Raw genomic sequence first — 25,002 nt, 5'->3', positions numbered from 1 at the left:
CTCACTCTTCCTCATGGCTTGACTCTGGCTCACGATCCCACGATAAACGAGGGTCGAAGGTCATGGCCGCAAACATCGTCATCACAACGACTAACGCAAACATTAATGCACCCATTGCGGGGTAAATACTCATCAGCCCCCCCATGCGAACCAGCGCAGAGAGAACGGCAATCACAAACACGTCAATCATTGACCATCGCCCGACGAATTCGACAACTTCATAAATCAGATGCATACGTTCGCTGTCGCGATGGCCATGCCCTTTTGCATCCCAGCAAAGCCAGGCAATCGCGATCATCTTCAGGGTGGGGACCATAATACTGGCGATAAAAATCACCATCGCGACCGGATAAGAACCTTCTCCCCATAACAGAACCACACCGGCGAGGATCGTCGAGGGCATTTTGTCGCCAAGCAGATCGGTTATCATGATCGGCAAAATGTTGGCAGGTAGATACAGCATGATCGACGTGACCAGTAACGCCATTGTCCACTGAAGACTGTTTTTGCGCCGCACATGCCCTCTGGTTTCACAACGCGGACACGCCTCAAGATCGGCAGGTAAAATCGCGGTACAGCATGAACAGGAGCGTAACCCCTGACGAATACCCGGCACGCCAGCTTTCACCGGCTCTTTTAGCACGGGCGCAGGTGCAATGTCGTCCCAGGTCCAGCGGCGATCTACACACTGGAAGGCACGAAGCTGCAGCATGCAGTAAAGACACCAGGGGATAAAACTGCTACCTACGCCTACGTCTCCATAAGCCATCAACTTCACAAAGCTGACCAGGATACCCGCAAGAAAAATCTCCGCCATTCCCCAGCTTTTCAGCTGGAAGAAGATTCTGGCAAGCAGGATTTTAAGCCTGAGGGGCATCCGCACGCGGTTAACCAGCAGCAAAATCACGATCAGGCAAAACGCCGGAACAATTTGTACGAAGAGCAGGAAAAACGAGCCGAGGCTGGCGTAATCTTCGGAGAACATGACGGCAGGTATTTCCAGCAACTTCACTTCGCTGGTCATCCCGCCGACTTTCATATAGATAAAAGGAAAGAGATTTGAGAGCAACAGCATAAACAGTGCTGCAAGTGCATAAGCAGTGGGACGCTGCCTTGGCGCGTCCCACTCCGTTGTCAGCGTTGCCCCACAGCGGGGGCATGCGGCCTTATGTCCGTGACCCAGCTCTGGTAGCGTCACGAGCATATCGCATTGCGAGCATAATATATACCGGTCGGCATGGTGCTGATCACACATGTTGTATCCCTGTTTATGCGCCGTTTTTGAGCCCCTCAAGGTACTCCCAGCGCTCAAATGCCTCTTCCAGCGCCTTTTCGGCCTGGGAAAGCTCTGCCAATATTTTTTGAGTATAGTCGTGCGACTGGCTAAAGAAGGACGTATCAGCAACCTGAGCCTGTAGCGCTCCCAGATTTGCTTCCAGTTCTTCAAGACGCTGCGGAAGCCCTTCCAGTTCGCGCTGCAGGTTATAGCTCATTTTGACCGTTGATTTTTTTACAGTTTCAGCTTTAGTGACAGCGGTAGCTGATCCAATTTTGGATTTAGTCTGTTTTTGCGCCAGAGATTGCGCTTGCTGCCCGCGAGCATCCTGATAACCGCCGACATACTGACCAATGCGGCCTTCGCCTTCAAAAATCCAGCACTCAGTCACCGTATTATCAACGAACTGACGGTCGTGGCTGACCAGCATTACCGTGCCCTGATAGCCGTCGATCAGCTCTTCCAGCAACTCCAGTGTTTCGACATCCAGATCGTTGGTCGGTTCATCGAGAATCAACAGATTGCTGGGTTTCAGGAACAGACGTGCCAGCAGCAGTCGGTTACGCTCCCCGCCTGACAGCGCTCGTACAGGGGTCATGGCGCGTTTAGGGTGGAACAGGAAGTCCTGCAGATAACCCAGCACGTGGCGCGGTTTCCCGTTCACCATGACTTCTTGCTTGCCTTCGGCCAGGTTGTCCATCACTGTTCTTTCTGGATCAAGCTCAGTACGGTGCTGATCGAAATAGGCCACTTCCAGTTTGGTCCCGCAGTGAACGCGGCCGCTGTCAGCCTGTAACTGGCCCAGCATCAGTTTCAGCAGCGTGGATTTACCGCAGCCGTTCGGACCGATCAGCGCAATTTTATCGCCGCGCTGAACCTGCGCGGAGAAATCGGTCACCAGCACTTTGCCATCAACCTGGTAATTGACGTTTTCCATTTCGAAGACAATTTTGCCGGAGCGGGAGGCCTCTTCGACCTGCATCTTCGCGCTGCCCATCACTTCACGACGCTCGCTGCGTTCGTTACGCATGGCTTTCAGGGCACGCACGCGGCCTTCGTTACGGGTACGGCGCGCTTTGATGCCCTGACGGATCCACACCTCTTCCTGCGCCAGTTTGCGGTCAAACTCGGCATTTTGCAGCTCTTCAACGCGCAAGTTCTCTTCTTTTTCCAGAAGATAGGTATCGTAATCACCCGGATAGGTGACCAGCTTGCCGCGATCGAGATCGACAATGCGCGTAGCCATATTGCGGATGAATGAACGGTCGTGCGAGATAAAGATAATCGTGCCGTTGAAGGTTTTCAGGAACCCTTCCAGCCAGTCGATGGTTTCGATATCCAGGTGGTTCGTCGGTTCATCGAGCAGCAACACTTTTGGTCCGCTGACCAGCGCGCGTCCGAGTGCCGCTTTACGCAGCCAGCCACCCGACAGCGAAGCCAGCGCCATATCAGCCTCAAGACCGAGTTGCTCCAGCACTTCGTTGATACGGTCTTCCAGCTGCCACAGGCCGTGGTGATCCAGCAAATCCTGCAGGCGCGCCATCTCGTTGAGATTTTTTTCGCTCGGATCGGTCATCACCAGATGCGAAATATCGTGATACCCCTTCAGGTATTCGGCCTGCTCGGAGATCCCTTCGGCGACGAAATCATACACACTGCCCGCGACATTGCGCGGCGGATCTTGCTGCAAACGCGAAACAATCAGATCCTGCTCGTAAACGATACGGCCATCGTCCAGCCCCTGCTCACGATTAAGGATCTTCATCAGCGTTGATTTGCCTGCGCCATTGCGGCCAACCAGACAAACGCGTTCGTTATCTTCGATGTGCAGTTCGGTATCATCGAGAAGAGGCGCATCGCTGAATGACAGCCAGGCGCCGTGCATGCTAATTAATGACATATCTATTTCCTGTCAGACTGCGGTGATTAACCAGCAGTTGTGAATTTGGCGGTTACGGGCAAAGTCCTGGGACAATGTTTTTTGGCTGATTTCTTGTGCTTTTAATCCCAGTTTTTCCAGCCCTTCATTGTCCATGCGGAACCCGCGTTTGTTGTTCGAGAACATGATGGTGCCGCCTTTACGCAGCAGACGCTTCAAATCAGTCATCAGACGCAGATGGTCGCGTTGTACATCAAAGCTCTCTTCCATACGCTTGGAGTTAGAGAACGTCGGCGGGTCGATAAAGATCAGGTCAAACTGCTCGTCGGTATCGCGCAGCCAGCCCAGAACATCCGCCTGCAGCAGACGATGCTGTCGCCCGGTCAGACCGTTAAGGCGCAGGTTACGCTCCGCCCACTCCAGATACGTACGCGACATATCCACTGTGGTGGTGCTACGCGCCCCACCGAGGCCCGCATGAACGCTGGCGCTGCCGGTGTAAGCGAACAAGTTCAGGAAGTCTTTCCCTTTACTCATCTGGCCCAGCATCCGACGCGCAATACGGTGATCGAGGAACAGACCGGTATCGAGGTAATCCGTCAGGTTCACCCACAGGCGAGCGTTATATTCGCCCACTTCGATAAAGTCACCCTTATCGCCCATCTTCTGATACTGGTTGGTCCCTTTCTGACGTTCACGGGTTTTCAGCACCAGCTTATTAGGTGCAATTCCCATGACACCAATGGTGGCGGCGATGATATCCAGCAGGCGTTGACGCGCCTTTTGGGCATCAACGGTTTTTGGCGGCGCATATTCCTGTACCACCACCCAGTCGGCGTAGCGGTCAACTGCGACGTTGTATTCCGGCAGATCGGCATCGTAAATGCGATAACATTCAATGCCTTCCTGCTTCGCCCATTTTTCGAATTTCTTCAGATTCTTACGCAGACGGTTGGCATAGTCTTCCGCCACGGTGGACGGTTTACTGTCGCCGTCTTTTTCCGTCAGATGATAGTTTTTCTGTACGCAGTCCAGCGGGCCGTTTTTGGCTTTAAACTGACGCTCGGCGCGCAATTGCAGGCAGCTCAGCAGCTCCGGCGATCCGCTAAACAACGACAGATTCCAGCCGCCGAAATAATCTTTCATGGTGCGGCCCAGCAGGCTGTGCAACGCAATCAGCGCCGGTTCGCTATCCAGGCGTTCGCCGTACGGCGGGTTACTGATAACGGTGCCATACGGGCCTTTCGGCAGCGGATTAGTTAAGTTTGAGACGTCTTTCACCTCGAAGGAGATGAGATCGCCAATACCAGCGCGACGGGCGTTACTGCGCGCCCGTTCAATTACGCGGGCATCGCTGTCGGAGCCATAGAAACGGGAGGTGTAATCAGCCAGGCCTTTACGCGCACGAACCTGTGCTTCAGCTTTAACCTCTTTCCAGATGGCGTCGTCATGCTGTGCCCAACCGCTAAAGCCCCATTGGCCACGATGCAGACCTGGCGCACGATCGGTCGCCAGCATGGCTGCTTCGATAAGCAACGTGCCAGAACCACACATCGGATCCAGCAGCGGCGTACCCGGCAGCCAGCCAGAACGTAACACAATCGCCGCAGCCAGGTTTTCTTTGATGGGCGCAATACCGGCGCGATCGCGATAGCCGCGCTGATGCAAGCCTTCGCCGCAAAGGTCGAGCGAAATGTTCGCGGTCTCTTTATTGAGCCAAACGTTGATCCGCAGATCAGGGTTTTCGCGATCGACGTTCGGGCGCTCAAGATTTTTACGCGTGAAGCTATCCACAATCGCGTCTTTCACTTTCAGCGCGCCGTACTGGCTGTTACGAATCTCATCGTTCAGCCCGCTGAAATGCACGGCAAAGGTCGCGCCTGGTGCAAAAATCTCTGTCCAGTCAATCGCCTGCACGCCAAGGTACAGGTCAAGGTCGCTGTAGACCTTACAGGCACCCAATGGCAGCATGATGCGCGACGCCAGGCGACTCCACATCAGGCTCTGGTAAATAAGCCGCGTGTCGCCCTCAAAGTGGACACCACCCTGAACCACCTGACACTCACTCGCGCCAAGGCTTTCCAGTTCAGTTTTTAACAGCTCTTCCAGCCCACGGGCCGTACTGGCAAACAGAGAATTCATATCGTCACTTATTACTCTAAGAAAATTGCTGCGCATTATACACAATATCAGCCGGATTGCCTCGCGGTGGCGAGCGTGTAAAGCGCCTGCGGCTGACATCTTTTGCTTAATCTTTTGGGAACAGACTGCACGCAATGGAGAATGGGCTGACGCCCCGGCGCAGACGCAGGCTGAATGACGAACTGGATATAGCCAATATGAGTGATATGTCATACAGTTGAGGGCTATTTCTTTCGTTCGAGGGTATGAACAGTGGCGACGTTATCCAGGCTTTTTATTCATCCGGTCAAATCAATGCGAGGGATTGGCCTGACGCATGCGCTGGCAGACGTCAGCGGTTTTGCCTTCGATCGCATTTTTATGATCACCGAGCCAGACGGAACGTTTATCACTGCCCGTCAGTTTCCGCAGATGGTGCGTTTTATTCCCGCCCCGCTGCATGACGGTTTGCATCTCACCGCACCGGATGGCTCCAGCAGCATTGCCCGCTTTAGCGACTTTGCGCCGGTTGATGCCCCCACTGAAGTCTGGGGCAATCACTTTACGGCGCGTATCGCTCCGGAAGAGATTAACATCTGGCTGAGCAGCTTCTTTTCACGCCCGGTACAGCTGCGCTGGGTAGGGCCAGAGCCGACACGCCGCGTTAAGCGTTTTGAAGCGGTTCCGCTCTCGTTTGCCGATGGTTTTCCCTTCCTGCTCACTAACGACGCTTCGCTGCGCGATCTCCAGAACCGCTGTTCCGCCAGTGTGCAGATGGAACAATTTCGCCCCAATCTTGTCGTCACGGGCGCTCAGGCCTGGGAAGAGGACACCTGGAAAGTCATTCGCATTGGCAACGTCATCTTTGATGTGGTGAAACCCTGTAGCCGCTGCATTTTCACCACCATCAGTCCGGAAAAAGGGCAAAAGCATCCCGCCGGTGAGCCACTCAAAACCCTGCAATCTTTCCGTACCGCCCAGGATAATGGCGATGTCGACTTTGGGCAAAACCTGATTCCGCGCTCAAGCGGCGTGATTCGCGTGGGTGACGAAGTCGAAATCCTCTCGACCGGACCAGGCCGGGTCTATGGCCCTGGTGCTGAAGAAGAAGAGGCGGAAGTGGAAACGCAGCCGGCAACCGCAGTCACCATTCAATGGCAGGGAAAAACGCTGGCCGGAAATAATCAGCAGGTATTGCTGGAACAGCTGGAACAGGCGGGGATCCGTGTGCCCTATTCATGCCGTGCGGGGATTTGTGGATGCTGTCGAATTAAGCTGGTCGATGGCGAGGTGACGGCGCTGAAGAAATCAGCGGTGGGCGATGACGGAACGATTCTGTGCTGTAGCTGTATTCCTAAAACATCTGTACAGCTAGAACTTTAAACCGCCTGTTCGAGACTGAAGGAATCCATCCGCAGCTGCGGTTTCAGTCGATCGTTCATCACTTTAATCGCATCGCCAAGCTGCATTGTGCGCCCGGCAATCACTACGCCGGGTTGCGCCAGCAAACAGAGCGCGGCGTTGTCACCCGGTTCAACCACCAGCAGGCTCACTTCTTCTGAGGTATCGCTCAAATTCACACAGGCTGCATCGCCGGTGATCGGTGTCCACGCCTGACCGTGAGCCAGGAAATGCCAGCTTTTCGGCATTTGCGGTTTCAGAAAACGAATCGCCACCAGCGCGTTGAGCACCAGCTCGGCACGCTGTTCTTTTGACAGCATAAAATCGCGACACTTCTCTTCAAAAGAGAAATAGAGGGCCGCATCGTCAACGCAAAAGCCCGACGGCGCAAAGGCATCCGGAGTCAGCATTCGGCGCGCGAAACGTGAACGAAATAACATGCCATTGGCGAGATCGAGCATCATACGATCGTGCTCTTCGCAAAAATACCAGCGCCAGTTATCGTCGGGTTTTATTCGCATTTTCCTCTCCTTTCCCTCAACATCCTGTTCTAAAAATGTCCGAATTATCGCTTCGCTTATAACATCAATAATAAAAGACTATAATGTCTAAATAAGCAACAAAGACGGAATATAAAACAACCAGGGCCGGAAATAAAGCCCTGGTTGTCTGTAAAAGAGAAAAGATTAGATATGATTAACGATTTCTTTAATCAATTGTGGGCCTTTAAAAATAAAGCCGGAATAGATTTGCACCAGCGATGCGCCTGCCGCCATCTTCTCGCGTGCAGCGATAACAGAGTCGATGCCACCCACGCCAATGATGGGTAAGCGACCCTTTAATTCCGCCGACAGTGCACGAATAATTTCGGTGCTTTTTAATTGTACCGGACGACCACTTAACCCACCCATTTCGTCACAGTTTTTCATTCCCTGAACCAGGGATCGATCGAGAGTGGTATTGGTGGCAATAACACCATCAATATTATGGCGAACCAAACTGTCGGCTACCTGGATCAATTCTTCCACAGAAAGATCGGGCGCGATCTTTACCGCTACCGGAACATATTTATGGTGAGTGGTCTGCAGCTCATTCTGTTTATTTTTAATCGCGCTTAACAGATCATCGAGCGCTTCGCCATATTGCAGCGTACGCAAACCAGGGGTATTGGGTGAAGAGATATTCACCGCAATATAGCCCGCATAGGCGTAGACTTTTTCCATACAAATCAGATAGTCATCTTTACCCTGCTCAACCGGCGTAGCTTTATTTTTGCCAATATTAATGCCCAGCACACCGTTAAAGTGTGCTTTTTTGACATTCTCAATCAGATTGTCGACACCGTGGTTATTGAACCCCATACGGTTGATCAAACCTTCGGCTTCAACCAGACGGAATAAACGGGGCTTATCGTTACCATCCTGTGGACGAGGCGTCACCGTGCCGACCTCGATGGATCCAAATCCCATCGCGCCCAATGCATCGATGCATTCGCCGTTCTTGTCCAGACCGGCTGCCAGCCCCAGAGGATTTTTAAAGGTCAGGCCCATGCATTGCACAGGTTTTTCCTGCACTTTTTGGCGCACCAGCGCTTCAAAAGGCGTACCTGTAATGCGGCGTAATTGCTGAAATGTCAATTCATGAGCACGCTCTGGATCGAGCTGAAAAAGGGCTTTACGAACGAAGGGGTAGTACATGAACTCTCCTGGATTCCGGTGTGCAAACCGGAAACGGATTATCGGCGATCGCGTCAGGAAAGGGAATTGACCTGTGGCAAAAAAACCTCGTTAAGCGCAATCGTTTTCCTTTCCGCTTCTTTCTTATGCAATTTCCGACTTTTTAATTTCAGATAAATCATTTAGTGGAATAACCAGGCAATGTCACACTCGTGAAAATTGTTATTAATGTTAGATAAAAGAAAACAAATGGTTATAAGGAGCAAACATGCGCGTCATCACATTGGCTGGCAGTCCGCGTTTTCCTTCACGTTCCAGCGCCCTGCTCGAGTATGCCCGCGAGCAGTTGAATTCGCTGGATATCGAAGTGTGCCACTGGAATCTTCACAATTTTGAGCCAGAAGATCTTCTCTATGCCCGCTTTGACAGCCCGGCTCTGAAGGCGCTGATCGAGCAACTTAACGGGGCCGACGGTCTGATCGTGGCGACCCCCATTTATAAAGCCTCTTTTTCCGGTGCACTGAAAACCCTGCTCGATCTGCTGCCTGAACGCGCGCTGGAGGGCAAAGTGGTTCTCCCGCTGGCCACCGGCGGCACGGTTGCACACATGCTGGCGGTCGATTATGCCCTGAAGCCCGTTCTGAATGCGCTGAAAGCACAGGAGATCCTGCACGGTGTGTTTGCCGACGACTCGCAGGTGATCGATTACCAGCATAAGCCGCAGTTCACCCCTAATTTGCATTTACGTCTCGATGGCGCACTGGAAACATTCTGGCACGCACTGCATCGACGGGACGTTCAGGCTCCCGCCTTTGGCCGTCTGAAAGGAGTCGCCCATGTTTAAATACATTTTTGCCGGATTTATCGCCTTTTCAGCGCTGGCGCATGCCGCCTCCCCTGCCCCGGAGAGTCTGCGTATTGGCTATCAAAAAGGGAGCGTCAGTATGGTGCTGGCAAAGAGCCATCAGCTGCTGGAGAAGCGTTATCCGCAAACCCAATTCTCATGGATTGAGTTCCCTGCCGGGCCGCAAATGCTGGAAGCCCTGAACGTGGGTAGCATTGATATCGGCAGTACTGGCGACATTCCCCCTATTTTTGCACAAGCCGCCGGGGCTGACCTGGTTTATGTAGGCGTTGAGCCGCCGAAACCTAAAGCCGAAGTCATACTGGTTCCACAAAACAGTCCGATCAAAACCGTGGCGGAGCTGAAAGGCCGGAAAGTCGCGTTCCAGAAAGGTTCCAGCTCGCACAATTTATTGCTGCGTGCGCTCCAGCAGGCCGGTCTGACGTTTAACGATATTCAGCCCGTCTATTTAAGTCCCGCTGATGCACGCGCGGCCTTCCAGCAAAATAACGTCGACGCCTGGGCCATCTGGGATCCCTATTACTCAGCAGCTTTATTGCAGGGCGGTGTGCGCGTTCTCAAAGATGGCGAAACGCTAAAACAGACCGGTTCATTCTATCTGGCCGCCCGTCCCTATGCTGAAAAGAACGGTGAGTTTGTCCAGGGCGTGTTGAATACCTTCAGCGAAGCAGACGCCCTGACCCAGAGTCAACGTCAGGAAAGCATCGCCCTGCTGGCCAAAACGATGGGCCTGCCGGAGCCGGTGATTGCCAGCTATCTGGACCATCGTCCGACAACCGTTATCAAACCGGTTGACGCTAAAACCGCGGTTCTGCAGCAACAGACAGCGGATCTGTTTTACGAAAATCGCCTCGTACCAAAGAAAATTGATATTCGCGATCGCATCTGGCAACCCGCTAACAAAGAAGGATCGAAATCATGAGTCTGAATCTTTTCTGGTTTTTACCCACCCATGGTGACGGCCACTATCTTGGCACCGAAGAGGGTGCTCGCCCGGTTGACTATGGCTATCTGCAGCAAATCGCTCAGGCTGCCGACCGAATCGGATTTACTGGCGTATTGATCCCAACCGGGCGCTCCTGCGAGGACGCCTGGCTGGTGGCGGCATCCATGATCCCCGTCACCCAGCGTCTGAAGTTTTTGGTCGCCCTGCGCCCGAGTGTGATCTCGCCTACCGTTGCCGCTCGTCAGGCTGCTACCCTCGACAGGCTCTCAAACGGACGGGCATTATTTAACCTGGTAACAGGTAGCGACCCGCAAGAGCTGGCCGGAGATGGCGTGTTCCTCGACCACACGGAACGCTACGAGGCTTCCGCAGAATTCACCCGCGTCTGGCGTCGTCTGCTGGAAGGTGAAACCGTCACCTATGAAGGCGAACATATTCGCGTGCGTGATGCGAAACTGCTGTTTGCCCCGGTCCAGCAACCCCGGCCACCGCTCTACTTTGGCGGATCATCAGACGTTGCGCAGGATCTGGCCGCCGAACAGGTTGATCTGTATCTCACCTGGGGCGAACCGCCGGAGCTGGTAAAAGAGAAAATTGAGCAGGTACGCGCCAAAGCGGCTGCGCATGGCCGCAGCGTCCGTTTCGGCATTCGTCTGCATGTGATCGTCCGTGAAACCAACGAAGAGGCCTGGCAGGCCGCCGATCGTCTGATCGCCCACCTGGATGATGAGACCATCGCTAAAGCGCAGGCTGCCTTCGCCAAAACCGATTCGGTGGGCCAACACCGAATGGCCTCGCTGCATAAAGGAAACAAGGACAACCTCGAAATCAGTCCGAATCTGTGGGCAGGTGTCGGACTGGTTCGCGGCGGCGCGGGTACGGCGCTGGTGGGTGATGGCCCTACGGTCGCGGCGCGGATCAACGAGTATGCCGATCTGGGTATCGACAGCTTTATCTTGTCTGGCTATCCGCATCTGGAAGAAGCATACAAAGTCGGCGAGCTGCTGTTCCCGCATCTGGATGTAGCAATCCCGGAAATCCCGCAGCCGCGCACGCTCCAGCTTCAGGGCGAAGCCATAGCAAACGAATTTATACCGCGAAAAGTCGCACAGAGCTGAAGAGGCACGTATGGCAAATCCGTCTCAAAAATGGCTGATGCGACTGGCCCCCTGGTTTCTGCCGGTCGGCATTGTGGTTGTCTGGCAAATTGCGTCCTCGGCGGGGTGGCTGTCGAGCCGAATTCTGCCCTCTCCGGAAGGCGTGGTGGAGGCGTTCTGGTCGCTTAGTTCGAGCGGCGAGCTGTGGCAGCATCTGGCGATCAGCTCCTGGCGCGCAGTGATTGGCTTTTCCATCGGCGGGTCAATTGGCCTGACGCTGGGCCTGATTAGCGGCCTTTCCCGCTGGGGCGAGCGGTTACTGGATACGTCGATTCAGATGCTGCGCAACGTGCCGCATTTAGCCCTGATCCCGCTGGTCATTTTGTGGTTCGGCATCGACGAGAGCGCCAAGATTTTCCTGGTCGCTCTCGGCACGCTGTTCCCCATTTATATCAACACCTGGCACGGCATTCGTAACATTGACCGCGGGCTGGTCGAAATGGCCCGCAGCTATGGCCTGTCCGGCTTTGCCCTGTTTCTTCATGTGATTCTACCCGGCGCGTTGCCGTCGATTATGGTGGGGGTTCGTTTTGCGCTTGGCCTGATGTGGTTGACGTTGATCGTGGCGGAAACCATCTCCGCCAACTCTGGCATCGGCTATCTGGCCATGAACGCGCGTGAATTTTTGCAAACCGACGTGGTGGTGGTCGCCATTATTCTCTACGCCCTGCTGGGTAAACTCGCCGATATCAGCGCCCAATGGCTGGAACGTAGCTGGTTACGCTGGAATCCAGCCTATTCCACGAAGGAGGCAAATGCATGAACACGGCTCGCTTAACCCAGGGCACACCGTTACTGCTTAACGGCGTGACCAAACGCTACGGCGATAACACCATTCTCAACGCACTCGATCTGCATATTCCCGCCGGACAGTTTGTTGCCATCGTCGGGCGTAGCGGTGGCGGAAAAAGCACGCTACTACGCCTGCTCGCAGGTTTAGAAGCCCCCAACGGCGGAGAACTGTTGGCCGGCAACACGCCGCTGGCCGACATTCAGGAAGATACGCGGATGATGTTCCAGGATGCCCGCCTGCTGCCGTGGAAATCGGTTATCGACAATGTGGGGCTGGGATTAAAAGGCAACTGGCGGGATAACGCTCGTCAGGCCCTGGCGGCGGTTGGTCTGGAAAATCGATCGGGCGAGTGGCCTGCAGCGCTTTCCGGCGGGCAAAAACAGCGGGTGGCGCTGGCGCGCGCGCTGATCCATCGTCCTGGACTGCTGCTGCTGGACGAACCACTCGGGGCGCTCGACGCGCTGACGCGCATTGAAATGCAGGATCTGATTGAGTCGCTCTGGCAGGAGCATGGCTTTACCGTTCTGCTGGTGACACACGATGTGAGCGAAGCGGTCGCAATGGCTGACCGGGTGCTGTTAATTGAGGATGGCAAAATCGGGCTGGATCTGGCGGTTGATATTCCTCGTCCGCGCCGGGTGGGAACCGTAAGGCTGGCAGAACTGGAAGCCGAAGTGTTGAATCGCGTGATGAAACGCGGGACAAACGAAGAGCCGATCCGTCGTCACGGATAACACCGCCAGGCGGCAAAGACATTCCTTCACGGCGCTATAAGCATAAAAAAACGGCAATTTAGATTGCCGTTTTACGTTGAGTTTATGCGCCCGTGGGCATGAGGATCAGGCCAGCGCTTTGGCGATCTTCTCGAACAGATCGCCCGACAGATTCTCCAGCCCTTTCAACTGCTCAAGCGCCGCGCGCATTTTCTCCTGGCGCTTTGCATCGTAACGTTTCAGGCGAATCAGCGGCTCAATCAGACGCGATGCCACCTGCGGGTTACGGCTGTTTAGCTCGGTCAGCATTTCTACCATAAACTGATAGCCGCTACCGTCTTCTGCATGGAAGGCTGCCGGGTTGCTGCCGGCAAACGCGCCAATCAGCGAACGCACGCGGTTAGGGTTGCTCATGGTAAAGGAACGGTGCTTAAGCAGACTGCGCACGGTAGTCAGTACATCGGCAGACGGGCTGGTGGCTTGCAGAATAAACCACTTATCCATCACCAGACCGTTCTCATGCCACTTGTCATCATACTCCTGCATCAGCGCATCACGGCACGGCAGTTCAGCCGCCACGCTTGCCGCCAGAGCCGCCAGCGCATCGGTCATGTTATCAGCTTCGTGATACTGCTTGCTGACCAACGTATTCGCCAGCTCCGTTTCGCCGAACGCCAGGTAACGCAAACAGGTGTTACGCAGCGAACGTTTACCGATATCGGCATGTTCCACGCGGTACTCATCCAGTTTATTGGCGTTGTAAATTGCCAGGAACTCGTCGGCGAGTTCGGTAGCCAGCGTGCGGGTCAGCGCTTCACGTACCGCGGTAATCGCAATAGGATCGATGATATCGAACAGCTCGGCGATTTCGTTAGCTGACGGCAGCGACAGAATCTCTGCGGCCAGCGCCGGATCGATTTTTTCATCCAGCAGAATGGCGCGGAACGCATCGGCGACGTGCACAGGCAGGGACAGCGGCTGTCCTTGCTGATGGCGGTTAACGTTCAGCTTGATGTAGGTCGCCAGCAGACTCTGCGCCGCATCCCAGCGGGAGAAATCGTTGCGCGCGTGACGCATCAGGAAGGTCAGCTGCTGATCGCTCCATTTGTATTCCAGTTTGACCGGCGCGGAAAATTCGCACAGTAGCGCAGGAACCGGCTGGAAGTAGACGTTATCAAAGATGAATGTCTGTTCCGCCTGGGTCACGTTCAGCACGTGGTGCACCGGATGACCGCCCTTTTGCAGCGGGATCACGTTTCCTTCGTTATCGTACAGCTCGATATCAAACGGAATATGCAGCGGATGCTTCTCTTCCTGCTCGGCAGTCGGCGGCGTGCGCTGGCTGATGGTCAGGGTGTATTGCTCCGTTTCCGGATTGTAATCATCTTTCACGCTGACAATCGGGGTGCCGGCCTGGCTGTACCAGAGACGGAAATGCGACAGGTCAACGTTTGAAGCGTCTTCCATCGCCTGCACGAAGTCATCGCAGGTGGCTGCGCTGCCGTCGTGACGCTCGAAATAGAGCTGCATCCCTTTCTGGAAATTCTCTTCGCCGAGCAGCGTATGGATCATACGGATAATTTCTGAACCCTTCTCATACACCGTCAGGGTGTAGAAGTTGTTCATTTCAATCACTTTGTCCGGACGAATTGGATGCGCCATTGGGCTGGCATCTTCAGCAAACTGCAGGCCACGCATGGTGCGAACATTATTGATGCGGTTAACGGCGCGGGAACCCAGATCGGAGCTGAACTCCTGATCGCGGAAGACGGTCAGGCCCTCTTTCAGACTCAACTGGAACCAGTCGCGGCAGGTGACGCGGTTGCCGGTCCAGTTGTGGAAATATTCATGACCAATCACGCGCTCGATATCGAGGTAATCTTTGTCGGTCGCGGTATCGGTACGGGCCAGCACATATTTGGAGTTAAAGACGTTCAGGCCTTTGTTCTCCATCGCGCCCATATTGAAGAAGTCGACAGCGACGATCATATAGATGTCGAGATCGTATTCCAGGCCAAAGCGCTCTTCATCCCACTTCATGGAATTAATCAGTGAGGTCATCGCCCACGGAGCGCGATCAAGATTGCCGCGATCGACAAATAGCTCCAGCGCAACATCGCGGCCAGAACGCGTTTTAAACGTATCGCGCAGCACGTCGAAGTCGCCCGCCACCAGCGCAAACAGGTAGCACGGTTTTGGGAACGGATCTTGCCACTGGACCCAGTGACGGCCATTTTCCAGATCGCCCTGCCCTACGCGGTTACCGTTGGAGAGCAGATACGGATAACGCTTTTTATCGGCAATGATTTTGGTGGTGAAACGCGCCAGGACATCAGGGCGGTCCAGATACCAGGTAATATGGCGGAAACCTTCCGCTTCGCATTGGGTACAAAGCGCAACGCCAGACAGGTAGAGCCCTTCCAGCGCGGTGTTAGCCGCCGGGCTGATTTCGGTAACGATGCGCAGCGAGAAACGTTCTGGCAGGTTGTTAATGACCAGCTGACTTCCTTCTTCTTTATAGTCAGACCACGCTTCATCATTAATATGTACAGATACCAGCGTCAGGTCTTCGCCATCGAGACGCAGCGGGACAGCCGTCGCACTTTGGCGTGTGACCTGGCTTAAGGCCGTGACAACGGTTTTGGTGGCATCCAGGTCAAAAGTCAGATCGATATCGCTAATCAGGTATTCCGGCGCACGATAGTCGTGGCGGTATTTGGCTTGTGGCTGTTGTGTCATAGAAAACCTTATGCATCGTTTGTCGAATAACGAATCCAGTCTATTCCTGTTGCGCAAAACTCGCTACGCAGAATCTTCATCTTTTCAGGTACAAACCCCATTTTTGCTACATTTGTATAACACGAGGCACAAAATGCTCTCGACCCTAACGGCAGCTTATGTTGTGATCGGGGTTCAATAAATCGCTAAACAAGGTATACTCCAGCGGTTTCAATAGTTGTTTATTGTACTAAACGCTCCCGTGAGAGGATGCTACTGCGCACCTATGACTCGATTCGCTTCTCCTGTTCTGCATACGTTGCTGGATACCGATGCGTATAAGCTACACATGCAGCAAGCCGTTTTTCACCATTACTACGACGTACAGGTAGCGGCGGAGTTCCGTTGCCGTGGTGATGACTTGCTCGGTATTTACGCTGACACCATTCGTGAACAGGTCGATGCTATGCAGCATCTGACGCTGCAGGACGACGAATACCAGTGGCTCTCTGGCCTGCCTTTCTTTAAAGCTGACTATTTAAACTGGCTTCGCGATTTCCGCTTTAATCCCGAACAAGTCACCATCACCAATGACAACGGCAAGCTGAATATTCGTCTCGCCGGGCCGTGGCGTGAAGTGATTATGTGGGAAGTGCCGCTGCTGGCGGTGATTAGCGAGATTGTGCACCGCTACCGTTCTCCCGATACCGGCGTTGAACAGGCGCTGGCCACGCTTGAAAGCAAACTGATTGATTTCGCTCAGATGACCGAATCCGTGGATATGTCACGCTTCCGGCTGATGGATTTCGGGACTCGCCGTCGTTTCTCGCGCGAAGTGCAGCAGGCAATCGTTCAACGTCTGCAACAAGAACCGTGGTTTGTCGGCACCAGTAATTATGATTTAGCGCGCCGCCAAAACCTCACGCCAATGGGAACACAAGCCCACGAGTGGTTCCAGGCGCATCAGCAAATCAGCCCCGTACTGGCAAACAGCCAGCGTGCGGCGCTGGCAGCATGGCTGGATGAGTATCCCGACCAACTGGGCATTGCGCTCACCGATTGCATCACTATGGATGCTTTTTTGCGTGATTTCGGCCCCGAATTTGCCACCCGCTATCAGGGCCTGCGCCATGACTCCGGTGACCCGGTTGAATGGGGTGAAAAAGCCATCGCTCATTATGAGAAGCTCGGAATCGATCCAATGACGAAAGTGTTGGTCTTCTCGGATAATCTCGATTTGTCGAAAGCTGTCGACCTGTATCGCCAGTTTTCGTCGCGGGTGAACCTGGGCTTCGGGATTGGCACCCGTTTAACCTGTGACATACCGCAGGTGAAACCGCTGAATATTGTTATCAAACTGGTGGAATGTAACGGCAAGCCGGTGGCAAAACTGTCCGACAGCCCAGGCAAAACCATCTGTCATGACAAAGCATTCGTGCGCGCACTGCGCAAAGCCTTCGATTTACCGCAAATCAAAAAAGCCAGTTAAGGGTATTCGGGAGCCTTCCTGGCTCCCTTCTCACTCTTTTTTTCCACTTTCTTCTCTTTTCTCTGCGAAATCTGCTTGTCTGATGGCGGATGCCAGGTAACATAGATATCCCCCGATAAGGGCGGACAAGTGTCTATTTTTTCCGACTAATAACAGAGAGAATATTATGAGCGTTGTGCCTGTAGCCGACGTACTCCATGGCCGTGTTGCCGTTGACCAGGAAGTCACCGTGCGCGGATGGGTACGTACCCGCCGAGATTCTAAAGCTGGCATCTCCTTCCTTGCCGTCTATGACGGTTCCTGCTTTGATCCTGTACAGGCCGTTATTAATAATTCTCTGCCCAATTACAATGACGAGGTTCTGCACCTGACCACTGGCTGCTCCGTGATCGTGACGGGTGTGGTCGTCGCGTCTCCGGGTCAGGGCCAGAGCTTCGAACTGCAGGCAACCTCCGTAGAAGTCACTGGCTGGGTTGAAGATCCTGATACCTATCCAATGGCGGCGAAACGCCACAGTATTGAATATCTGCGCGAAGTGGCCCACCTGCGCCCGCGCACCAATATGATCGGTGCAGTCGCGCGCGTGCGTCACACGCTGGCGCAAGCGCTGCATCGCTTCTTTAATGAGCAGGGTTATTTCTGGGTTTCAACCCCATTAATTACCGCATCTGATACCGAAGGTGCCGGTGAAATGTTCCGCGTATCAACGCTGGATCTGGAAAACTTACCGCGTACGCCAGAAGGTAAAGTCGATTTTGACAAAGATTTCTTTGGCAAAGAGGCCTTCCTGACCGTATCAGGCCAGCTTAACGGCGAAACTTACGCGTGTGCGCTTTCTAAAATTTATACTTTCGGCCCGACTTTCCGTGCTGAAAACTCGAACACCAGCCGTCACCTCGCGGAATTCTGGATGCTGGAGCCGGAAGTGGCTTTCGCCGATCTGAACGATGTTGCGGGTCTGGCTGAAGCCATGCTGAAATACGTCTTCAAAGCGGTTCTGGAAGAGCGCGCTGACGACATGAAATTCTTCGCTGAACGCGTAGACAGTGATGCGGTTGCTCGTCTTGAGCGTTTCGTCTCAGCAGACTTCGCTCAGGTGGATTACACCGACGCAGTGGCGATTCTGGAGAAATGCGGTGAGAAATTCGAGAACCCGGTTTACTGGGGTGTGGATCTCTCTTCCGAACATGAGCGCTATCTGGCCGAGAAACACTTCAAAGCGCCAGTGGTGGTTAAAAACTATCCGAAAGATATTAAGGCCTTCTACATGCGCCTTAACGAAGACGGTAAGACCGTTGCGGCGATGGACGTGCTGGCTCCAGGTATCGGCGAAATCATCGGCGGCTCTCAGCGTGAAGAGCGTCTGGACGTGCTGGACGCCCGTATGGAAGAGATGGGTCTGAATCCGGCCGACTACAGCTGGTATCGCGATTTGCGTCGCTACGGCACCGTGCCGCACTCCGGTTTTGGTCTGGGCTTCGAACGTTTGATCGCCTACGTCACCGGCGTTCAGAACGTGCGAGATGTTATTCCGTTCCCACGCACACCGCGTAACGCAAGCTTCTAATCTTCACGTTCGTCATGGCCAGCATCTGCTGGCCATTATTTTATTCTGCTCTGTCAATTTACGTCAGCAGAAAGTCAGCATCCTCAATATGCAACCCCGCCAAATATTCCAGCTGTTACGTTTTATTTCCATGAAACATCTACGAACAAAAAATAAACCGCAGTCTTATTGCGTATATTACAAAGTGACGGCTTTAGCACAAAATTCAATCATAAACACAGCCATCCAGACGGCTAATGTTTACAATAAGAAAAAGCAAGCTGTTTAGCTTCTGTTGATATGAAATGCCTTTATCAAAATTAAACATAAGCAATTCATATATATAGTAATGGATATGTCTTTTTATTCAGCAATCAGTTCTGAAATTTGAGGTGGTTCACAAAGTTCCCAATAATACACATTTAGTTACACATTATTTCTTTTTGTTACTCAATCTTTAAGTTTGTAGCACTTTCAGGCTAGCGAAACGATTATATGAATGGAAAGATGCCTGTCAGATACATAAAGACACCAAACTCTCATCAATAGTTCCGGAAATATTTATTGACAGAATTTATTGTGGGCAGTGGCGAGTGTCATAAAAAAACCAATGAGGGTAATAAATAATGATGAAGCGCAATATCCTGGCAGTGGTTATCCCTGCCCTGCTGGTAGCCGGTGCAGCAAACGCTGCAGAAATCTATAACAAAAACGGCAACAAACTGGACTTCTACGGCAAAGTTGTTGGTGAACATGGTTTCACCACTTCCGGTGAACACAAAAACGCTGACTCCTCTTACGGCCAGATCGGCTTCAAAGGCGAAACTCAGGTTAACGATCAGGTGACCGGTTACGGTCAGTGGGAATACCGTGCTAAGGCTGGCGCTGCTGAAGGCGATCAAACCAACGTTACCCGTCTGGCTTTCGCAGGTATCAAAGTTGCTGACGCTGGCTCCCTGGATTACGGCCGTAACTACGGTATCGTATACGATGTAGAAGCACTGACCGACATGGCTCCGTCCTTCTCCGGCGAAACCTGGGGCGGCGCTTACACCGATAACTACATGACCAGCCGTTCTACCGGCCTGCTGACCTATCGTAACAGCAACTTCTTCGGTCTGGTTGATGGCCTGAGCTTCGGCGTTCAGTACCAGGGTAAAAACGATCGTTCCGATCTGCGTAAAGCCAATGGCGACGGCGTAGGCTTGTCTCTGGGCTACGAGTTCGGCGAAGGCTTCGGTCTGGTCGGCGCGTACAGCACCGCTAACCGTACCCTCGATCAGAAAGAAGACGGTAAAGGCGATCAGGCTGAATCCTGGGCTGTTGGCGCGAAATATGACGCGAACAACATCTACCTCGCAACCGTGTATGCTGAAACCCGTAACATGAGCATCCTGGGTGACAGCACCGCGACCGTATATGACGTTGCGAACAAAACTCAGAACTTCGAAGTTATCGCACAGTACCAGTTCGACTTCGGTCTGCGTCCGTCCATCTCTTACGTTCAGTCCAAAGGTAAAGACCTGAACGGAATCGGCGACCGTGACCTGGCGAAATACATCACCACTGGCGCGACTTACTACTTTAACAAAAACTTCAACGTGTACGGTGACTACCGCTTCAACCTGCTGGATGACGAAGACGCATCCACCAGCTGGGTTGGTTCGGACAACCAGGCAACTGTTGGTGTAACTTACCAGTTCTAATAAGCAAGCAGCCCTCTCTGCTAAATGCCTAGAAAACAGGACTTCGGTCCTGTTTTTTTTATGTCTGAAAGCAAAAAATGGCGACTTTTGAAAAGGCGCACGCTTTTTGTCGCAAACGGTTGGCATTTTGTAGATCAACCGTTAACCTGATAGCGGATTTCACTTCTGTAATCACAATGGAACCTCGTCATGTTTGAGAACATTACCGCCGCTCCTGCCGACCCTATTCTGGGCCTGGCCGATCTGTTTCGTGCCGATGACCGCCCTGGAAAAATCAACCTGGGTATTGGTGTATATAAAGATGAAACCGGCAAAACTCCGGTGCTGACCAGCGTAAAAAAAGCTGAGCAGTATCTGCTGGAAAATGAAAACACCAAAAACTACCTCGGTATTGATGGTATTCCGGAATTTGGCCGTTGCACTCAGGAACTGCTGTTTGGAAAAGGCAGCACGATCATTAGCGACAAACGTGCACGCACAGCCCAAACGCCAGGCGGTACAGGCGCATTGCGCGTGGCGGCGGATTTCCTCGCGAAAAACACCTCCGTGAAACGCGTCTGGGTGAGCAACCCAAGCTGGCCGAACCATAAGAGCGTGTTTAACTCTGCGGGCCTGGAAGTGCGGGAATATGCTTATTATGACGCGGCGAATCACACTCTGGATTTTGACGGCCTGCTGACCAGCCTGAACGAAGCACAGGCGGGCGATGTGGTTCTGTTCCACGGCTGCTGCCATAACCCAACCGGTATCGACCCAACGCTTGAGCAATGGGAACAGCTGGCAAAACTCTCCGTAGAAAAAGGCTGGCTGCCGCTGTTCGACTTCGCCTACCAGGGCTTTGCTCGTGGTCTGGAAGAAGATGCTGAGGGCCTGCGCGCCTTTGCCGCTGAGCATCAGGAACTGATCGTTGCCAGCTCATATTCTAAAAACTTTGGCCTGTACAACGAGCGTGTTGGCGCCTGTACGCTGGTTGCAGCCGACGAACAAACCGTTGACCGCGCATTCAGCCAGATGAAATCGGTTATTCGCGCTAACTACTCAAACCCACCTGCGCACGGTGCATCCGTGGTGGCGACGATTCTCAGTAACGATGCGCTGCGCGCAATCTGGGAACAAGAGCTGAACGATATGCGTCAGCGCATCCAGCGCATGCGTCTGCTGTTCGTGAATACCCTGGCTGAGAAAGGCGCGGATCGCGATTTTAGCTTTATCATCAAGCAGAACGGAATGTTCTCGTTCAGCGGCCTGACGAAAGAGCAAGTTCTGCGTCTGCGTGAAGAGTTTGGCGTTTACGCAGTAGCTTCTGGTCGCGTTAACGTGGCGGGAATGACGCCTGACAACATGGCACCACTGTGTGAAGCGATTGTCGCCGTGCTGTAAATTCAGTTTTTAACAGACTGACAAAAAAGCCTGCTTTAAGCAGGCTTTTTTTATGGCGTTTACCAGACAGGCATTTCATCCTGCAGGAATGGGTTGTGCAAACGCTCATATCCTAGCGTCGACATCGGGCCATGCCCCGCAATAAAGGTCACGTCATCACCCAGCGGTAAGAGCTTTTGCTTAATCGACTGGATCAGCTGACCGTGGTCGCCACGCGGGAAATCACTGCGTCCCACGCCTCCTTTAAAAATCACATCACCCGAGACGAGCAAACGCGATTTGTCATCAAAGAAGACGATATGCCCCGGCGTATGCCCGGGACAATGCAGCACCTGCAGCGTCACGTTTCCGACGTTAACGCTCTCCCCTTCATTCAGCCAGCGATCGGGAGTCAGAGGCTGACACTCATCAAGGCCAAACATACGGCTTTGCGCAGGCAACCCTTGCAGCCAGAACTCATCTTCTTTTTCCGGACCAATGACCGGCACACCGTAGTGTTGTGCCAGCTCTGCCGCAGCCCCCACATGGTCAAGATGGCCATGGGTCAGCAAAATCTGCATCAGCGTCACACCAGACGCATCGACTTCCTGCTTGATCTTCTCAGCGTCTCCGCCGGGATCGACAAGCGCGGCCAGTTTGGTTTGTTCACACCAGATAAGCGAACAGTTCTGGGCGAACGCAGTGACCGGAATAATACGATAGTTCATACTGCTCCTTCATTATTACCAGTGCCTTGTTGGCCCGGTATCAATATGCACAAAGTTGCTACGTGGGTAATATCCTACACCACCTGCGCGCATAGATAACGCAGCTTTGCGAATATTGGCTAATGAAACGCCTTCGATGTGGAAATCCATCGCCTGTCCTTTAGTGTGATAGCTTTTTTTGGCTACCCCACGGCTATGGGCGCGCAGTTCATTATTGGTATCAACAGAGCGATAACCGGAAACGAGCTGAACAGGCCTGCGGGTTCCCAGCAGGCCCTGAAGACGGAAAAGCTGATCAAACAATCCAGGGTCGATGGCTTTAATTTTATTCGCGCGGTAATCACGGAAGAAATGGTTGAGTCTTGCTAATTCATCCTGAATATAGCCTCTGCCATCGAAAAACTCCGCCTTCAACGTCTCACCAGTGTGAAGGTTATTGAGCGTTAAAATACGCGGACGAGGTGTCGAGAGGGTGGCAAATGCTGGCGTCGGCAAGATGGCCGCTGCGCCGAGCGCAACACCACCTAACGCCAGCAGCTTGCGGCGATTAGCGTCAAATTTGTCCATGATAATCAGGTCTACAGGTCAATGTTATCGTAAATATGCTTAGCGCACGAAGGGCACATTAACTGGCTAGCTAGCCTGCGTCAAGACGCCCAACCCCAGCAAATACGGGGCTTGTAGCGATACCGCCCCCTATTCACCATAACTTACGACAATCAATTTTCCCGAACTACTTCATTTACCTGATTAATTGTTCAGCTTTTGACAAAATTTGTGCACCGGATCGCGCCGTGAGATCGTAATTGTAAATATCTGTACGATATTGGGTACGCCCGTCATCGCCAACAAACGCGGTCAGGTAGTAAAGATTAACCGGAATATTTTGCCGGATATTCACGTAGCGGGTATTCCCTTCTTTCAGCGCATCAGAGATCCGCGTATCGTTCCACCCCGCATCACCCAGCAGCATATTCGCCAGCTCCGATGCTTTATTTACGCGAACGCAGCCTGAACTCAGCGCTCTGGCATCTTTCTGGAACAGGTTATGGTTTGGTGTATCGTGCAAATAGATGGCATCCGAACTCGGCATATTAAACTTATAGCGTCCCAACGAGTTATGTACACCCGGCGCCTGCTGGAAGCGGAAAGGCAAATTAGATGGCGTAATCGTCGACCAGTCGACCTGATACGGATCGATGGTCTGGTTACTGTTCCAGCCCCGCATTACGGTATAGCCGTGTCGTTCCAGATAACCGGGGTCGTTCCAGACCTTCGGCAAAATATCTTTGCGCGCCAGCGTCGGCGGGACATTCCACGGTGGATTAACCACCACGTTGTTCAGCGCACTGCTCATCATCGGCGTTTTTCTGTCCGGCCGCCCAACAATCACCCGCGATGCCAGCACTTCACTCCCGTTTTGGTAATAGACCAGCGAATAGGCCGGAATGTTAACCATAATGCCTGTTGATAATGTCCCGGGGAGCAGACGCAAACGCTGAATATTCAGCGCCAGCACACCCGCTCGCTGCGCCGGCGAGACATTCAGCCAGTCGCGGGTTGACGCGCCAATCACACCATCGGCGCCTAACCCCTGCGCAGCCTGGAAGGCTTTCACCGCCGCCACCAGCTCGCGATCGTAAGCCGCGGGCTTATCGGCAGCGATAGCTGTTTTTTTCTTTAACGGCGGAGCAGAAGGGCTGACAACCACGCTTTGCGGATCATCGCCTGGAAGCGCGATTTTCGGTTCTTTATCGGAAACGCCGGAACGCCGGAGGATTTCGCGCAAGGCGGGAACATCACTGCTCCACTGACCCGGACGAAGCGTTGTGGTACTTCTGAGCTGTGGCCACGGTCGGGTATCGGCCACCAGCGTCAGCAGCGACTGATGCATCGTGGCATATTGCGGATGCGCTGGTGCAAGGCTGGCGATAAAACGCGGTAGCGTTCCCTGATCCAATGCGACTTGCCACTGATTAATCACAGAGAGTGCCGGTGTCGCCAGTTTGTACGGTTTTTCACTGTACAACCAGCGATTGCCATAGACCGGAATACCCGCGACAAAATGCAGATAACCCATCATGGCATCCGAGAGGACCACGTCTCTCGCCGTACCTGTCACGGTGGGATCGGTCAACAGCTCAACCCATGCCGTAAACTGCGGCTGGAAACCGGCGATAGCCACTTCAGCCAGCTGCTGCTGGAATGCCCGCACGGCATCACGGTTATCCCACATCGGTTTCATGTCGCGTGCCGCGTACAGGAGAGTCAACTGGTTGAGATAGACAGGTGAATAGCCAGACGGCAGCCCGGATTGCAGCTGCTGGCGCAGCGTTTCGGTATTCACATCAGCGGGCAACGGTTGTATGCCGGCCATGATGGCGGTAGCGGAGGACTGTTCTAAGGGTTGCGACAGCGACGTCGGCTGTGCCCCCATCGTAGCGGAACTGTCAACCGGCACCACTTCAGGCTCATCGGCCTGAGCAGTAAACAGCGGAGCAAATATTAACGCCAGACACACGCTCACTGCGGATAGCTGACGACCACGAATTTTCTTTAGCAACATCCCTTGCCCCCTGTTTGGTTTACGACCTGCCCACAACACCGGGGCTTTTCTTCAGTATAGAAA

General features: G+C 53.4%; 19 protein-coding genes. 10 read left to right on the top strand and 9 right to left on the bottom strand.

Annotation, left to right across the window (positions count from 1 at the left end; genetic code table 11):
• Position 1: 1 nt before the first annotated feature.
• The 3 genes from pqiA to rlmKL are packed head-to-tail and all read right to left on the bottom strand — an operon-like array spanning position 2 to position 5,297.
• Complete coding sequence (gene pqiA / locus SOM82_RS07380) at positions 2-1,255, bottom strand: membrane integrity-associated transporter subunit PqiA (RefSeq protein ID WP_320460051.1); 1,254 nt, start codon at positions 1,253-1,255, stop codon at positions 2-4.
• Between the two features lie 13 nt (positions 1,256-1,268).
• Positions 1,269-3,176 carry an ABC transporter ATP-binding protein gene (locus tag SOM82_RS07375; protein WP_320460050.1) on the bottom strand — a complete coding sequence of 636 codons (1,908 nt, stop codon included), beginning with the start codon at positions 3,174-3,176 and terminating at the stop codon, positions 1,269-1,271.
• A gap of 12 nt (positions 3,177-3,188) precedes the next feature.
• Positions 3,189-5,297 carry a bifunctional 23S rRNA (guanine(2069)-N(7))-methyltransferase RlmK/23S rRNA (guanine(2445)-N(2))-methyltransferase RlmL gene (gene rlmKL / locus SOM82_RS07370; protein WP_154127857.1) on the bottom strand — a complete coding sequence of 703 codons (2,109 nt, stop codon included), beginning with the start codon at positions 5,295-5,297 and terminating at the stop codon, positions 3,189-3,191.
• A 252-nt stretch (positions 5,298-5,549) separates the two neighbouring features.
• Here rlmKL and SOM82_RS07365 point away from each other — a divergent pair, with 252 nt between their 5' ends.
• Complete coding sequence (locus tag SOM82_RS07365; RefSeq protein WP_320460049.1) at positions 5,550-6,659, top strand: YcbX family protein; 1,110 nt, start codon at positions 5,550-5,552, stop codon at positions 6,657-6,659.
• Here the strand turns inward: SOM82_RS07365 and zapC are convergent.
• Both zapC and pyrD read right to left on the bottom strand, forming a co-directional pair.
• Complete coding sequence (zapC, locus tag SOM82_RS07360) at positions 6,656-7,198, bottom strand: cell division protein ZapC (protein ID WP_154127856.1); 543 nt, start codon at positions 7,196-7,198, stop codon at positions 6,656-6,658. The two genes, SOM82_RS07365 and zapC, sit on opposite strands and share 4 nt — an antisense overlap.
• 165 nt (positions 7,199-7,363) lie before the next feature.
• Positions 7,364-8,374, bottom strand: a complete 1,011-nt coding sequence (pyrD, locus tag SOM82_RS07355; RefSeq protein WP_320460048.1) for a quinone-dependent dihydroorotate dehydrogenase — start codon at positions 8,372-8,374, stop codon at positions 7,364-7,366.
• A gap of 247 nt (positions 8,375-8,621) precedes the next feature.
• Between pyrD and ssuE the strand changes: the two genes are divergently transcribed.
• From ssuE to ssuB, 5 genes are read left to right on the top strand one after another with little or no spacing between them, the layout of a single operon-like run.
• A complete protein-coding gene (ssuE, locus tag SOM82_RS07350) occupies positions 8,622-9,197 on the top strand; it encodes an NADPH-dependent FMN reductase (protein WP_154127854.1) in 576 nt (191 codons plus the stop codon).
• On the top strand, positions 9,190-10,140 hold the full coding sequence (locus SOM82_RS07345) for a sulfonate ABC transporter substrate-binding protein (RefSeq protein ID WP_414672111.1): 951 nt from the start codon (positions 9,190-9,192) through the stop codon (positions 10,138-10,140). Before ssuE ends, SOM82_RS07345 begins: the two co-directional genes overlap by 8 nt.
• Positions 10,137-11,282 (top strand): FMNH2-dependent alkanesulfonate monooxygenase, encoded by a 1,146-nt coding sequence (ssuD, locus tag SOM82_RS07340; RefSeq protein ID WP_320460047.1) that lies wholly within the window; start codon positions 10,137-10,139, stop codon positions 11,280-11,282. The genes SOM82_RS07345 and ssuD overlap by 4 nt, the downstream gene beginning before the upstream one ends.
• A gap of 10 nt (positions 11,283-11,292) precedes the next feature.
• The gene (gene ssuC / locus SOM82_RS07335; RefSeq protein WP_320460046.1) at positions 11,293-12,084 is read left to right on the top strand and encodes an aliphatic sulfonate ABC transporter permease SsuC; all 792 of its coding nucleotides are present in this window, start codon (positions 11,293-11,295) and stop codon (positions 12,082-12,084) included.
• Entirely contained in the window at positions 12,081-12,848 is a 768-nt protein-coding gene (gene ssuB / locus SOM82_RS07330) for an aliphatic sulfonates ABC transporter ATP-binding protein (protein WP_320460045.1), read from the top strand. Before ssuC ends, ssuB begins: the two co-directional genes overlap by 4 nt.
• A gap of 105 nt (positions 12,849-12,953) precedes the next feature.
• Here ssuB and pepN read toward each other — a convergent pair whose 3' ends face one another.
• Positions 12,954-15,566, bottom strand: a complete 2,613-nt coding sequence (gene pepN / locus SOM82_RS07325; protein ID WP_320460044.1) for an aminopeptidase N — start codon at positions 15,564-15,566, stop codon at positions 12,954-12,956.
• A gap of 265 nt (positions 15,567-15,831) precedes the next feature.
• On the opposite strand from pepN, the gene pncB reads away from it, so the two are divergent.
• The 4 genes from pncB to aspC all read left to right on the top strand — a co-directional run bounded on the left by pncB (position 15,832) and on the right by aspC (position 21,666).
• Positions 15,832-17,034, top strand: a complete 1,203-nt coding sequence (pncB, locus tag SOM82_RS07320) for a nicotinate phosphoribosyltransferase (RefSeq protein ID WP_154127848.1) — start codon at positions 15,832-15,834, stop codon at positions 17,032-17,034.
• A 166-nt stretch (positions 17,035-17,200) separates the two neighbouring features.
• Positions 17,201-18,601, top strand: coding sequence for an asparagine--tRNA ligase (gene asnS, locus SOM82_RS07315; protein WP_154127847.1), 1,401 nt, complete (start codon positions 17,201-17,203; stop codon positions 18,599-18,601).
• Positions 18,602-19,206: 605 nt separating this feature from the next.
• Complete coding sequence (locus tag SOM82_RS07310; protein WP_320460043.1) at positions 19,207-20,286, top strand: porin; 1,080 nt, start codon at positions 19,207-19,209, stop codon at positions 20,284-20,286.
• A gap of 189 nt (positions 20,287-20,475) precedes the next feature.
• A complete protein-coding gene (gene aspC / locus SOM82_RS07305) occupies positions 20,476-21,666 on the top strand; it encodes an aspartate transaminase (protein ID WP_320460042.1) in 1,191 nt (396 codons plus the stop codon).
• A 59-nt stretch (positions 21,667-21,725) separates the two neighbouring features.
• Here aspC and SOM82_RS07300 read toward each other — a convergent pair whose 3' ends face one another.
• From SOM82_RS07300 to ldtD, 3 genes are all read right to left on the bottom strand, one after another.
• Entirely contained in the window at positions 21,726-22,373 is a 648-nt protein-coding gene (locus tag SOM82_RS07300) for an MBL fold metallo-hydrolase (protein WP_320460041.1), read from the bottom strand.
• A 15-nt stretch (positions 22,374-22,388) separates the two neighbouring features.
• Positions 22,389-22,940: a peptidoglycan L,D-endopeptidase MepK gene (gene mepK / locus SOM82_RS07295; protein WP_320460040.1), complete on the bottom strand. Its 552-nt coding sequence runs from the start codon at positions 22,938-22,940 to the stop codon at positions 22,389-22,391.
• 175 nt (positions 22,941-23,115) lie between these two features.
• Positions 23,116-24,939 (bottom strand): L,D-transpeptidase, encoded by a 1,824-nt coding sequence (gene ldtD / locus SOM82_RS07290; RefSeq protein WP_320460039.1) that lies wholly within the window; start codon positions 24,937-24,939, stop codon positions 23,116-23,118.
• Positions 24,940-25,002: the final 63 nt, after the last annotated feature.

The sequence above is a fragment of the Lelliottia sp. CFBP8978 genome, from assembly GCF_034046055.2.
GTDB lineage: Bacteria > Pseudomonadota > Gammaproteobacteria > Enterobacterales > Enterobacteriaceae > Enterobacter.
The sequence above is the reverse complement of the archived record's forward strand: the minus strand, read 5'-3'. Positions and strand labels throughout refer to the sequence as shown.

Excerpts from the sequence above, each read along its gene's own strand:
- pqiA (WP_320460051.1), bottom strand. The coding sequence starts at position 1,255 with ATGTGTGATCAGCACCATGCCGACCGGTATATATTATGCTCGCAATGC.
- SOM82_RS07375 (WP_320460050.1), bottom strand. The coding sequence starts at position 3,176 with ATGTCATTAATTAGCATGCACGGCGCCTGGCTGTCATTCAGCGATGCG.
- rlmKL (WP_154127857.1), bottom strand. The coding sequence starts at position 5,297 with ATGAATTCTCTGTTTGCCAGTACGGCCCGTGGGCTGGAAGAGCTGTTA.
- zapC (WP_154127856.1), bottom strand. The coding sequence starts at position 7,198 with ATGCGAATAAAACCCGACGATAACTGGCGCTGGTATTTTTGCGAAGAG.
- pyrD (WP_320460048.1), bottom strand. The coding sequence starts at position 8,374 with ATGTACTACCCCTTCGTTCGTAAAGCCCTTTTTCAGCTCGATCCAGAG.
- ssuE (WP_154127854.1), top strand. The coding sequence starts at position 8,622 with ATGCGCGTCATCACATTGGCTGGCAGTCCGCGTTTTCCTTCACGTTCC.
- SOM82_RS07345 (WP_414672111.1), top strand. The coding sequence starts at position 9,190 with ATGTTTAAATACATTTTTGCCGGATTTATCGCCTTTTCAGCGCTGGCG.
- ssuD (WP_320460047.1), top strand. The coding sequence starts at position 10,137 with ATGAGTCTGAATCTTTTCTGGTTTTTACCCACCCATGGTGACGGCCAC.
- ssuC (WP_320460046.1), top strand. The coding sequence starts at position 11,293 with ATGGCAAATCCGTCTCAAAAATGGCTGATGCGACTGGCCCCCTGGTTT.
- ssuB (WP_320460045.1), top strand. The coding sequence starts at position 12,081 with ATGAACACGGCTCGCTTAACCCAGGGCACACCGTTACTGCTTAACGGC.
- pepN (WP_320460044.1), bottom strand. The coding sequence starts at position 15,566 with ATGACACAACAGCCACAAGCCAAATACCGCCACGACTATCGTGCGCCG.
- pncB (WP_154127848.1), top strand. The coding sequence starts at position 15,832 with ATGACTCGATTCGCTTCTCCTGTTCTGCATACGTTGCTGGATACCGAT.
- asnS (WP_154127847.1), top strand. The coding sequence starts at position 17,201 with ATGAGCGTTGTGCCTGTAGCCGACGTACTCCATGGCCGTGTTGCCGTT.
- SOM82_RS07310 (WP_320460043.1), top strand. The coding sequence starts at position 19,207 with ATGATGAAGCGCAATATCCTGGCAGTGGTTATCCCTGCCCTGCTGGTA.
- aspC (WP_320460042.1), top strand. The coding sequence starts at position 20,476 with ATGTTTGAGAACATTACCGCCGCTCCTGCCGACCCTATTCTGGGCCTG.
- SOM82_RS07300 (WP_320460041.1), bottom strand. The coding sequence starts at position 22,373 with ATGAACTATCGTATTATTCCGGTCACTGCGTTCGCCCAGAACTGTTCG.
- mepK (WP_320460040.1), bottom strand. The coding sequence starts at position 22,940 with ATGGACAAATTTGACGCTAATCGCCGCAAGCTGCTGGCGTTAGGTGGT.
- ldtD (WP_320460039.1), bottom strand. The coding sequence starts at position 24,939 with ATGTTGCTAAAGAAAATTCGTGGTCGTCAGCTATCCGCAGTGAGCGTG.